General features: G+C 48.0%; 10 protein-coding genes. All 10 read right to left on the minus strand.

Features of this window, described 5'->3' with window-relative positions:
• Positions 1-21: 21 nt before the first annotated feature.
• The 10 genes from KO512_RS10280 to cobB all read right to left on the minus strand — a co-directional run bounded on the left by KO512_RS10280 (position 22) and on the right by cobB (position 12,752).
• Positions 22-726, minus strand: a complete 705-nt coding sequence (locus KO512_RS10280) for an MlaA family lipoprotein (protein WP_215952264.1) — start codon at positions 724-726, stop codon at positions 22-24.
• Between the two features lie 195 nt (positions 727-921).
• Positions 922-1,863: a porin gene (locus tag KO512_RS10285; protein ID WP_215952265.1), complete on the minus strand. Its 942-nt coding sequence runs from the start codon at positions 1,861-1,863 to the stop codon at positions 922-924.
• A gap of 442 nt (positions 1,864-2,305) precedes the next feature.
• Positions 2,306-6,226 carry an ATP-dependent RNA helicase HrpA gene (hrpA, locus tag KO512_RS10290; RefSeq protein WP_215952266.1) on the minus strand — a complete coding sequence of 1,307 codons (3,921 nt, stop codon included), beginning with the start codon at positions 6,224-6,226 and terminating at the stop codon, positions 2,306-2,308.
• A 31-nt stretch (positions 6,227-6,257) separates the two neighbouring features.
• The gene (locus KO512_RS10295) at positions 6,258-7,052 is read right to left on the minus strand and encodes a class II glutamine amidotransferase (protein ID WP_215952267.1); all 795 of its coding nucleotides are present in this window, start codon (positions 7,050-7,052) and stop codon (positions 6,258-6,260) included.
• A gap of 3 nt (positions 7,053-7,055) precedes the next feature.
• Positions 7,056-7,517: a bactofilin family protein gene (locus KO512_RS10300; RefSeq protein ID WP_215952268.1), complete on the minus strand. Its 462-nt coding sequence runs from the start codon at positions 7,515-7,517 to the stop codon at positions 7,056-7,058.
• Positions 7,457-8,416 (minus strand): M23 family metallopeptidase, encoded by a 960-nt coding sequence (locus KO512_RS10305; RefSeq protein WP_215952269.1) that lies wholly within the window; start codon positions 8,414-8,416, stop codon positions 7,457-7,459. The genes KO512_RS10300 and KO512_RS10305 overlap by 61 nt, the downstream gene beginning before the upstream one ends.
• 120 nt (positions 8,417-8,536) lie before the next feature.
• On the minus strand, positions 8,537-9,289 hold the full coding sequence (locus tag KO512_RS10310; RefSeq protein ID WP_252734971.1) for a TIGR00266 family protein: 753 nt from the start codon (positions 9,287-9,289) through the stop codon (positions 8,537-8,539).
• Between the two features lie 19 nt (positions 9,290-9,308).
• Positions 9,309-10,250, minus strand: coding sequence for an AEC family transporter (locus KO512_RS10315; RefSeq protein WP_215952270.1), 942 nt, complete (start codon positions 10,248-10,250; stop codon positions 9,309-9,311).
• A 199-nt stretch (positions 10,251-10,449) separates the two neighbouring features.
• The gene (gene ppnN, locus KO512_RS10320; RefSeq protein WP_215952271.1) at positions 10,450-11,835 is read right to left on the minus strand and encodes a nucleotide 5'-monophosphate nucleosidase PpnN; all 1,386 of its coding nucleotides are present in this window, start codon (positions 11,833-11,835) and stop codon (positions 10,450-10,452) included.
• A gap of 209 nt (positions 11,836-12,044) precedes the next feature.
• Positions 12,045-12,752: a Sir2 family NAD+-dependent deacetylase gene (cobB, locus tag KO512_RS10325; protein ID WP_215952272.1), complete on the minus strand. Its 708-nt coding sequence runs from the start codon at positions 12,750-12,752 to the stop codon at positions 12,045-12,047.
• Positions 12,753-12,790 lie beyond the last annotated feature (38 nt).

Genomic DNA, 12,790 nt, shown 5'->3' on the forward strand with positions numbered 1-12,790 from the left:
TTCATTCTTCACTGCACCCGACTAGAACTGATCTTCATCGAAGGCGGCGACTTGGCCATCATTCACCAAGAACTCACGGCGCTGTAGGTAGGCGTCTCGCATGGCGGTATAGCGATCACCGCTGAGAAGCTCCTCTGCAGCAAACAACTCCGCCCGCGTATCGATCACTCTTAAAGCATAAAGCTGATTACGGGTGCGGATAGGGTCGATCTCACCCACAGGGTCAACCAACGAGTCGGGGATTAAACCAATGCCATCCCGAACATTCGATGGCCCCAAGAAAGGCAACACCAGATAAGGGCCAGTTTTAACTCCCCAATACCCCAGTGTTTGGCCGAAATCTTCACCATGCTCCGGCAACCCCATCGGGGTTGCAACATCAAGGATTCCCCCTAAACCAATTGTGGTATTAAATACAACCCGAGAAAGATCTTGCACCGCCGCCTTAGGCTTAAATTGCAGCAGGTTATTCAGCATACTGCCAACATCGGCTAAATTACCGAAAAAATTACCGACCCCTGTCTCAACAATATCAGGCGTAACCGCTTGATACCCCTGAGCAACCGGCTTCAAAGCATAACGATCAATCGTGGCATTAAAACTAAACATGCTCCGGTTAAACCCTTCCCATGGATCGACCTCTCTCGTCTCCTCGGCCTGCACCGACAGTGACATTAGCGACTGCATAACAAAAGCAGTCAACAAGAGGCGTTTGAATATTGGCATAGATAGTATCCCTAACCTAAAACGAACAATAATCTGTATTGTGCATCACAACATAAAGAATTGCTAACAAGAAACAATGGTAACAACCGGCAAAACCAACGGCGTTTACCATTATTCATTAAATCCACACAAAAACGAGACAAACAAAAAGGGCCCCGAAGGGCCCCTTTCTATAAACTTAATCTTTAAAAAAGATTAGAAGCTTACGTTATAACCTACAGCGAATGTATCTGTAGCCATACCAGCATCTTCAGCATCGCCATCAGCTTCGATGTAGTTAGCAAATACGAATGCTTGCTTGCCTAGTTGTTGCTGAACTTCAGCAATGTAACGGTTACCTTGATCTACATCAGCAGAGTCATCACCGAAAGCAGTGTAAGAACCCAGTACTGTAGTGTTACCCATTGCATAAGAACCAGCCAGAACGATGATTGCATCATCATCCTTACGGTTTACTTCGTCGTCTTCAACAGACAGACCAACGTAAACATCACCAGCAGCATAGCTTACAGCGAAAGAGTTGATGTCTTCGTCAACAGTACCACGGTATTGCAGTGTAGACAGACCTACAGTGAAATCACCGATAGCGTAGTTACCAGCAAGGTGGTATGCATCAACATCATCTGTAGTATCGCCAGCATCAACGCCTGCACTGTTACGTGCAACGATAGCAGCAGCCAATTGCAGACCGCCCATAGATGGAGAAACGTATGCAGCTACGTTACCCTGACGACCACCAGTAGAATAGTCGTGAGTGGTTTCAGTGTTAGCAGCAGCCATGATATCAGTTTTAGCAACTGTAAACAGGTAAGCAGGGATCCACTGACGACCGAAAGTTGCTGTACCGTAAGAACCTGTAACACCAACATAAGCCAGACGGCCTTTGTCACCAGAACCTAGAGCACCAGTTTCAGTGTTTGCATAAGTTTCAAAGTGAGCGATTGCAGTCGCGCCAGAGAACAGCTCAGAAGTCGCTTTAATACCGATTCGTGAAGTGTTGTCTTCGATAGTAAAATCTGATTTATCAGCAGAAGTTGCTTGAACACGCAAAGAACCGTACAGAGTTGCGTCAGCTTGAGCAACCATTGGAGCCGTCAGAGCACCGGCAACAGCCAGAGCGATTAGAGACTTTTTCATTAACATTTCCCCTTCAATATTTAACGTACTAGTAGTTAAACTTTATAATTTCTTCGTTGGCCTTGCGTCATCAACTACGCTCAGCTACCAAGAAAAATACTATAATTCAAAATTATTTCAATCCTATGCAAGAAATAAATCCTACATAGACCGAAAACTCTGCATTAACCGACTCTAGATCAACAATCTAAGCCGTCTTTTGCATATTCTATCGCGATTCGACTAATTAACCTAGGTTACTCAACCGGTTTGCCTAATTATTATAGGTCAAAAACGATTAAAAACCGACGTTTATGAATCACTTCTAAATAAATTTCACGCATTACACCATAGCAACTAACGCTTAGCAACTATCTAACCCACCTTTTTCTGTTGTTTGGCGCCATTTTATGGAACTTTTACTGACAACCTTGATACAGATCAGAAACACTTAACCAGATCGTTATTCAATCTGCTGCCATAACTGTTTCAGCCGTTTTTCAGAGACTGTCGCTCTGGTGCCAAGCTGTTGAGCAAATAAGGATATCCGGTACTCTTCTAGCATCCATCGATATTCATCGAGCGTCTCGTTGTAGCGGTTATGTTTGCTATCGAGCTCCGCTTGCCCTCGATACTGACGGGTCAACTGTTGCAACTGCTCACTCAGCATCCGTTGACGAGGCAGTTCACGCTGATACTTTTCTAGCCGCTGTTCAACACCTTTCAGATAACGAGGGTACGACTGCAGTTGCTCAACAGGGACGCGAAGTAAAAAATCTTTACACACCAGTCCCTCTAGCTGCTGCCGGATATCGTTGAGAATAGTAACCGCCTGAAGATTAACCGAACCTGAAAGCTGCTTTTGAAGCCCATGATATTGTTTAGCAATTGTGCCTAGCAATTCAGCCTGTTTCTCCGCTTGCTGACAATATTCACTTCGATACTGACTCAGCCGATCATCAAACTGCTGTTGCGTGCGAATATCGGCATCATCTCTCAGAAAGGTTGCAATCACAGCGCTTAATAAGCATTGCTCATGTAACTGATTACGGTTCTGTACCTTCGCCAACAAAATGGCTGTTTGCTGAAACGCCGGTAAGCGGTTTTTCAGATAGCGCACCTGTTCACTCAGTTGCAGTAAAAAAAGACGCGCTAGCCCTAATCGGTTCTGATAGGCCGCCATCGTCTGATCATCAAATACTTTGAGTTCAACGCTATCGCCGCAGTCTTGTAATCCCGGATAGACTTCAAGCTCCAAGCCTCCCGCCTGTTTTAAGGTGATAGCAGCAGGTAGATCACCAAAATCCCAGCCGATGATCCCTTTACGGCCCCAGCTTTCCGATGGCGCTTGCGTCAGTGCCTGACGAGCCTGCGCGCCAAAATTTTGCTGAAGCGCCGACAGGTCACGCCCTTCGGTGACCGTATTACCTTTTTCACCGCGCAAACGGATATTCACCCGATAGTGGTCATCCAACTTAACCGCATCCAGATCATCCTTGCTGATCCGAACACCGGTCATCCGTTTAAGGTGCAATGCCAGCGCTTCATTCAATGAACCTTCAGCGAACACCGCTGCCTCAACGAAGGCATCGACATAATCAGGAATAGGAACAAAGTTTTTACGCAGCGATTTCGGCAGCCCTTTCAACAGCGCCACACACTTCTCTTTGAGCATCCCCGGCACCAACCACTCGAGCCGCTCAGCTGAGATTTGATTGAGCAGCACCAAGGGCGCTTGCAGCGTGACACCATCATCTTTCGCACCGGGCTCAAAATGATAGCTGAGTTTTAACTTCACCCCGTTGAGCATTAACTGCTCGGGATAACTAGCACGGGTCACATGATCAGCAGAACGCTGCAGTAGGTCTTCTTCCTGCATAAACAGGATTTTAGGATTCTGTTGCTCCACCTCTTTGCGCCAGTTTTCAAATCCGGCGCCATTGACCACCGCACCGCCGTTATTCTCTTGCAGTCGCAGGGTATAGAATTCCGTTAAGGTATCTTCATCCACCAGCAGATCTCGCCGCCGGGTTTTAGCTTCGAGACCTTCTATTGAGGTTAAGAGTTTACGGTTGTGACTGAAAAACTGGCCCTGAGTTGTAAACTGCCCCTCCACCAACGCACTACGAATAAATATTTGCTGGCTAACCTCTGGATCGATCCGGCCATAATGCACCGTTCTCCCCGGCACAATAATCAACCCATAGAGGGTTACTTGCTCTTGCGCGACCACCTGAGCTTTTTTCTTCTCCCAGTGCGGCTCCAAATAGCTACGCTTCACCAAGTGTCCAGCCAATGGTTCAGCCCAGAGAGGATCAATACGCGCCACCATTCGGGCATACAGCCGACTGGTTTCTACCAGTTCGGCGGCCATAATCCATTTTGGGGCTTTTTTATAGAGCATCGAGCCTGGAAAGATATTGAAGCGCCGATTACGAGCGCCGAGATACTCTTTGCCCTCCTGCTTGAACCCCATATTACCCAGTAGGCCGGTCAACAAGGACTGATGCAGCGCATCGTACCCTGCCGGTTGAGTGTTCTCTTTATAATCGAGATTACGGCAAATAAGGTGTAACTGACGATGCACATCCCGCCATTCACGCATCCGCATATAAGAGAGAAACTGCTTTTGACAGTATTTTCTTAGCTGGTTCTGGCTGAGCTCCTGGCGCTGCTCTTCATACAGATTCCATAAATTCACCAAGGTAACAAAGTCGGATTCTTCATCGGCATATTCACGATGTTTCTGATCCGCCGCTTGTTGTTTGTCCATCGGCCGTTCACGTGGATCCTGCACACTCAGCGCACTGGCAATAACAATCATCTCGCTGAGACAGTTATTCTTGGCCGCGGCTAATAACATCCGTCCGATCTTAGGGTCTACCGGCAGCCGACTCAACTGCCTACCTAGTTTGGTTAGCTGACGTTTTGCATCAACCGCCCCAAGCTCCTGTAGAAGCTTAAAGCCATCATTGATATAACGACTATCGGGCGGGTCGATAAAGGGAAACTCATCAATCGCGCCGAGCCGTACATTGAGCATCTGTAAAATAACGGCGGCTAAGTTAGTACGGCGAATCTCAGCATCAGTAAACTCAGGACGAGCGTTAAAATCCTCTTCAGAATACAAACGGATACAGATCCCTTCGGCCACTCGGCCACAACGACCTTTACGCTGATTAGCACTCGCTTGGGATACCGGCTCGACCGGCAAGCGCTGCACCTTAGAGCGATAGCTGTAACGACTGATACGCGCCAATCCTGGATCAATGACATAGCGAATACCTGGCACCGTCAGCGACGTTTCCGCCACATTGGTCGACAACACAATACGTCGTCCAGCGCCGCGTACCGATGAGAATATTTTATTCTGCTCGGCGACACTGAGGCGGGCATACAGCGGCATCACCTCGATATGTCTTAGGCGTCCTTGCTGGGCGGCTTTACGCAGGTATTCAGCGGCTTCTCGAATCTCTCGCTCGCCACTGAGGAATACCAGAATATCACCGGCGCCGGTGATGCCCTTCTTACGCTCTAACTGAACCAGCTCTTCAGCTGCACAGACAATCCCTTCGGGAATACTTTTTTCACTATTGTCGTCCATTTCTTCTAATGGACGGTAGTGCAACTCAACCGGAAAGGTACGGCCAGAGACTTCGATCACCGGCGCATTATTAAAGTGCTGAGAGAAACGGTCGAGATCGATCGTCGCCGAGGTAATAATCACTTTCAAGTCTGGGCGCTTCGGTAAAATCCGATGTAGATAACCCAGCAAGAAATCGATATTCAAACTGCGCTCATGGGCCTCATCGATAATAAGTACTTGATAGCGTTCGAGATAACGATCATTTTGCGTCTCAGCTAGCAGAATGCCATCGGTCATCAGCTTGACCATGGTATTGTCCGCCACCTGTTCGGTGAAACGTACCTGATAACCCACCGTGCTACCCAAGGAGGTTTGCAACTCTTCGGCAATACGGTTTGCCACGGTTCTAGCGGCGAGTCGGCGGGGCTGAGTATGACCGATCAACCCTACTTTACCTAAGCCAAGTTCGAGACAGATTTTCGGAATCTGGGTGGTTTTACCCGAGCCAGTTTCACCCGCAATAACCACCACCTGATGTTCCGCTATCGCTTTGGCGATCTCTTCCCGACGACCACTCACCGGCAGATCAGGATAGTTAATCGGCTGGCTATAATCGCGTCGCGCGACCCGATCTTCTGAACGCTGCAGCGCCGCGTCTATCTCATTTTGCAGACGATCATTTGGCTTTTGCTGTTTAATGCTCTGTTGCAGCCGCTGGATTTTTTTCCGTATCGCAAAACGGTCGGCAATCAGGCAGTTATCCAGCCGGGCATATAGTTGCTTAATAGTGACAGTCACAATGGGATATTCAATTTACAAGAGGTTTAGATCAGGCGTGACCAAAGCAGCGGCTTAGCGGCTGTTGTACACCTTCCCGAAAGACGATCATCTCGCCGGTTTGCAGCTTTCGCCAGTGTTCATTATCGGTCAAGGGTTCGGTCGTGATCACCGTGACAATATCGTGAGGGGTAGTTTCTCGACCAAAATCCACCGTCAGCTCTTCATCGGTTAACCGCGCCCGACCAAAGGGTGCCCGACGGGTAATCCATGACAGCTTAGTGGAACAGTAGGCCAGTAGATATTCAGATTCCGTCAGCAACATATTGAAAACCCCCAGCTCACGTAACTGGTCGGCACAACAGTGGATAAACTCAATTACCTGAGAAAAATCACTCGGCCGTTCAGGAAAACGCTCCCTCACCTGACCGAGCAACCAACAGAACGCGTATTCACTGTCAGTCGTGCCCACCGGCTGATAGGAGGTTAACGGCAGATCAAACAATCGTTGATCTAACTGACCATTGTGGGCGAAGGTCCAGCTAAATCCCCAGAGTTCACGGGTAAACGGATGGGTATTTTCGAGACAGATACTACCGACATTCGCCTGACGTATATGGCTAATCACCGTTTTACTCTTAATGGGATGCTGCTTTATCAGCTGTGCGATCTCAGATTGGCAGCTCGGGGCCGGATCATGAAACACCTGCAACCCTTTGCCTTCATAAAAGGCAATTCCCCAGCCATCTTTATGGGGGCCGGTCTCGCCACCACGTTGCATCAAGCCACTAAAGCTAAAGCAAATATCGGTCGGGACGTTGGCACTCATGCCGAGCAGTTCACACATCGTTTATACAGACTCCTTAGTACTGTTAAGGGTGACTTTATCCGGCAGTGAGTCAATGGCATCAACACCGGATTCAATTTTGGGCGAGTGCTCTAACACACCAATCTCTTTCATCCGACGCTCACCGATAAAGTTACCTTCCGGATGAATCGCCATCACTTTACTGATCACCGTTGCCACTACTTTGCCGCCACGGTCAATCTCGAGTTCATCGCAAATCACCTCACCCTCGAGTAGACCACAAACGGTAATGTGATTGGCTTTAACAACACCGTGAACATGACCATTTTTACCAATAGAGATATTATCTAGTGATGAGACGTTACCCTCAAAGGTACCATCAATATGCATACGGCCGATAATACTCATATCACCGCTGAATTTATTACCCTCAGCGATAATCGTTATTGCTGAGCCGTTTCCAGCACCTGATTTAGCGGGTACATTTTTCGTAAAGAAGCCCATTTTACACCTTTTACTTCTGAAAACAGTGAATCGAAATTACTTATATTCCAAGCGATAAACGGCTTGGGGTCGATAGGGCGGAATAGATAACGAACCTCATAGTGCAGATGAGGCCCTGTTGATCGACCGGTATTACCACTCAAACCAATTAACTGACCTTTACTGACAAAGGTGCCACTTTTTACTTTTACGCTGCTTAGATGCGCATAATAGGTTTTAAACCCAAGTGCATGCTGCAAAATAATCAGGTTTCCAAAACCGCTCGACTGATGCATACCGGCGTACTCTACCGCACCATCCGCCGTGGCATACACCGGTGTACCCGTGCGGGCTTTAAAATCGATACCATTGTGCATCACTTTTTTCTTACGAATCGGGTGCATCCGCATACCGTAAGAATCATTAATACGCAGCCCATCGATGGGTTCGCCATTGGGCAATACACTGAGAAAAAATAGTCGCTGATTGGTCATCACCGTCAAGGCATCGGCGCGATCAGATGTCATACTTTTCGAAGGTGGTAATCCCAGCAGGTCTTCAAGACCGAAGAGGCTGGCATCGAGGGTTTCATTAAGCTCGCCAATGCGGAGGTTCTCCTCCTGCAGCTTGTCCCGCTCAACCTTCAACTCTTGCAGAGTGGACGATAACTGATCCAACTGCCCTTTCTGCAGTTCCTGTGTGCCCAAGGTCATCTCATACTGACTAGATAGTGAGTTGATACCCTGCTCTAACGCATCGAGTTCATCTGAAGTTTTGACCAATAGCAAGTTAGAAATAAAGAAACTACAGACGGCTACCAATAAAAAAACAACCAGCAGATAGCGAGCCAATTGTCCCAGCGTATACTGCCGAGATCCCTGCGCAGTTGTTAATGTTATAACCAGTTTATTACGCAGCATGACTGAAAAACCAAAAATCGCGATAAGAAATATCGGGGAAATATACCTTTATTAGGGCAGAAAGTCATAAAAATGACATGAAAAGCACGCCATTCTATGACCTCACCCCTACAGCCTTACTTAATTCTCACCTTTATTCTTACCACCCATCGCAGGAGCCGCTGCGATAATCCGATCCGCAAGACGCGAGAAAGGTAAGCTCTGAACCCAGACAGTGCCGGTACCCGATAGGGTTGCCAACCACAGCCCCTCACCGCCTAAAAACATCGATTTCAATCCTTTAACCATCTCGATGTCATACTCAACGCCTTCACTAAAGCCGACCAGGCAGCCGGTATCAATTCTCAGCGTTTCATTATTCAGCTCTTTTTTCACTACCGTGCCACCAGCTTGTATAAAGGCCATGCCATCACCTTCCAGCTTTTGCAGCACAAAGCCTTCACCACCAAAAAATCCAGCACCGAGTTTGCGGGAGAAAGCCACCGATAAACGGGTTCCGAGCGCAGCACACAGAAAGGCATCTTTCTGGCAATACAGACGATTACCGGTTTGTGACATATCCACCGGCACCACCATGCCTGGATAGGGTGCTGCAAAAGCGACTTTACGTTTCTGGCTACCATTGTTGGAGAAGTGCGTCATAAATAGCGATTCACCGGTGACCATGCGTTTACCCGCCGAGAACAGTTTTGAGAACATCCCTTGTTCCGGATCGGCGCCATCCCCCATTTTAGTCTCAAAGCCGATATCCTGTTCCATGTAGTTCATCGACCCTGCTTCTGCCACCACGGTTTCTCCAGGGTCCAACTCCACTTCCAGCATCGGCATTGAGTTACCGATAATCTCGTAATCTACCTTATGACACTGCATCATATTTCTCCTAAATGACTCGCTAGCTACCTAATTGTTTCATCAGCGGTAGCAATATAGCCAACGTCACCACCGATACTAATGTTGTCACCATAATGGTTGCCGAGGTCAGTGTCACCCTCGTGTTATATTGCTGCGCCAATACATACACCATCGCACCGGTGGGTAGCGCCGCTAACACCACCGCACTGGCAACCCAAAATGGCTCCAGCCCAACCCATAGCGCCAAGCCAAATGTTGCCAACGGGTGCAACACCAGTTTTACCAATGTCAGCCAAACCAACTCAAAACTACCGCCGCGAACAGATAATCCGCTAAGGGACATACCCAACGCGAAGAGTGCTACTGGCGCAGCAGAAGGCGCTAACATCTGTATCGGGGTTAAAATCATAGCCGGTAAACTAATACCACTGACCGACACTAACATCCCAAGCAACGGTGCCATCATCACCGGATTCTTAAGCACCGCCTGCAACAACAACGTTTTAAGTTTTGCCAGTATGCCACCCTGACTACTCTGTAATTCTGACATTAGCGCCAACACCAGAATAAACAAAATATTACTGGCTAAGGTGGCGATAATCACCGGCAACGCGCCCCGATCACCAAACAAAAAATAAAAGATCGGCACGCCCATATAGACGGTATTCGCCCAAGCGGAGTTCAGCGCAACCACCGTCCAGTCGAGGGGTTCACTAAGCTGCATTTTTCGCCAAGCCAAAAATGCGACCGCTGATGCTATCACGCCGCCGCCTAAATAAACGGCAATAAAATCCCATTGTAATACCGACTGAATATCAACCGTCACCGTTGACGTAAACATCAACGCCGGCACACCAATATAATACACATAGCGATTGAGTGCGGACTCACTCGATGCTTCTAATAAACCAGTACGAGAGCAGCCCCACCCCAGTACCATGAGAATAAAAACAGGTATGACAATATCAAACAGCAATTGCATCAGCGATTCTCAGTGAGTCAGTAAAAGAGGCCGTCATATTACCAATATTTTACGGCTTGGCTAGATTCTTGGACGTCTTAAAGAAAGTCACTATCAACTGGCATCTCGCTAGAACTCTCCCCATTGCCAATCCGCCACAAAAAAGCCTGCGAACAGCTATCCGCAGGCTTTTTTAGCTCATGCCAGTTATCTCAATGGATTAAGCCGTCTCGGCTTGCACTAACCGATAACAGGGTTGGTATTCCTCATAATCGATTTTCATACGCCGCTGCTGCACAAAGGCGGCCAACAACGCATCTAATTCGCCGACAAGATCCGCTTCGCCACTCAGTTCAAACGGGCCAAATTCCTCAATCGCACGAACACCCGGCGCTTTAACATTCCCCGCAACAATACCGGACAGTGCCTTACGTAACGTAGCCGCCAGTTGATAATCCGGTTGATCGCGGGTCAGATCGAGTGATGCCATGTTCTCATGGGTTGGTTCAAACGGCTGTTGAAACTCGGTCGGAATATAGAGCTGCCAATTGAAATGAAAGGATTCGTCGGTGGCTTTGCGATAATCAGTGACCCGCGCCATTCCCGCTTTCATTTTCAGTGCCACCTCGTATGGATCATCGACCACAATCTCATACAGGCTGGCCGCACGATCGCCCAAGGTTGCACGAATAAACTTATCCACGGTTTCAAAATAAGCTTCGCTGCCTTCAGGGCCCGTAAAGATCAACGGTAGCGGACAGGTGCTGTTACGTTCATGTAGCAAAATACCCAGCATATAGAGAATCTCTTCCGCGGTGCCAGCCCCACCAGGAAAAACAATAATGCCGTGTCCAAGGCGAACAAAAGCTTCCAGCCGTTTTTCGATATCCGGCATAATAATCAGCTCATTGACGATCGGATTAGGCGATTCGGCGGCAATAATTCCCGGCTCGGAGATACCAACATAACGAGCATCACTAACACGCTGCTTAGCATGAGCAATGGTAGCGCCCTTCATTGGCCCTTTCATGGCTCCGGGGCCACAGCCTGTACAGACGCTCATGCCCCGCAAGCCCAGCTCATAACCGACCTGTTTAGTGTAGATATACTCCTCGCGACTGATGGAGTGTCCTCCCCAACAAACAACCAAGTGAGGTTTAACATGGGGTTCAATCGCTTTAGCATGACGCAGGATATGGAACACCATATTGGTGGTCTCCCCGCCTTCATCTAAACCATCGCAGCACTTAGCTGAAAACTCATCTCCCACGTAGAGTAGATCACGTAGAACCGAAAAAAGATGTTCACGAATCCCCTGAATAATCTCGCCATCCACGAAGGCACTCGCGGGCGCATTGATCAGTTCGAGCTGTACGCCGCGATGTTTTTGACTGACTCTGATATCAAAATCTTTATGCTTATCTAACACCTGCTGAGTGCTATCCGACTCACTGCCACAATTGAGCACCGCCAATGCACATTGACGAAATAAAGGATATAAGCCTGCCTCATTGCGGTCCTGAAGTTTGGCCACTTCATAGGGTGAAAGTGTATCCATACTATCCAACGGCGTAATATTGGCCGTTACAAATTGTTCTGTCATCATGGTCTTGCCCCTCTAAATAAAAACCCCAGCACAGAAACAATATCTGGCTGTACACAGGGCTTAGCGGATCGCGCGGTATCTCTTTCTTTGTATCGATTCATCTGCACTGATACTCGATACCCAGTTGAACCCACTAAAAAATATATAACTCAGGTTACAATATAGTTAATAATATTACAGTGCTCCAATAACTTATTGAAAAAGAAGCATTAACTACTGATTAAACTTTCAACAAAACGGGGTACTTCTCGGCTAGCAGGACCATAAATATGGCGATCAAAAGCCGACTGTGTTTTCGACGGTTCGAGGTTAATTTCCACCGTTTCAGCTCCCACACTGTTCGCTATTTCGACAAAGCCTGCTGCCGGATAGACATGGCCGGAAGTACCGATCGAAATAAACAGATCGCAAGCTTCAAGCGCATCATAGATTAGCTCCATCTGCATCGGCATCTCACCAAACCAAACGATATCCGGTCTCAATGTGCCATGCTGATCACAACAACCACAACGCGCATCCGGCAGCACCGGCCCATGATGAGGAAACACTTGACCGGACGTCGTACAGCGGAGATTTAATAACTCGCCGTGCATATGAATCAGGTTATGACTGCCAGCCCGCTCATGTAGATTATCAATATTTTGCGTCACCAAGAGAAACTGCCCGGTAAACTGCTCCTCCAAACGAGCCAAGGCTACATGGGCAGCATTAGGTTGAATATCTGGCAATAATAGCTGTTCCCGACGCTGGTTATAGAACGTATGAACCAATGCCGGATCCCGCTCAAAAGCTTCAGGGGTTGCGACATCGTCAATACGATGATTTTCCCATAAACCATCCGCCGCACGGAATGTTCTGATACCGGATTCTGCCGAGATTCCCGCCCCGGTGAGAATAACAATATTCTGATACCGCACCGAATAACTCCTTAAAAATATTAGCGATAGCTTTAATC

The sequence above is a fragment of the Amphritea atlantica genome (assembly GCF_018860855.1).
Taxonomy (GTDB): Bacteria; Pseudomonadota; Gammaproteobacteria; order Pseudomonadales; family Balneatricaceae; genus Amphritea; species Amphritea atlantica_A.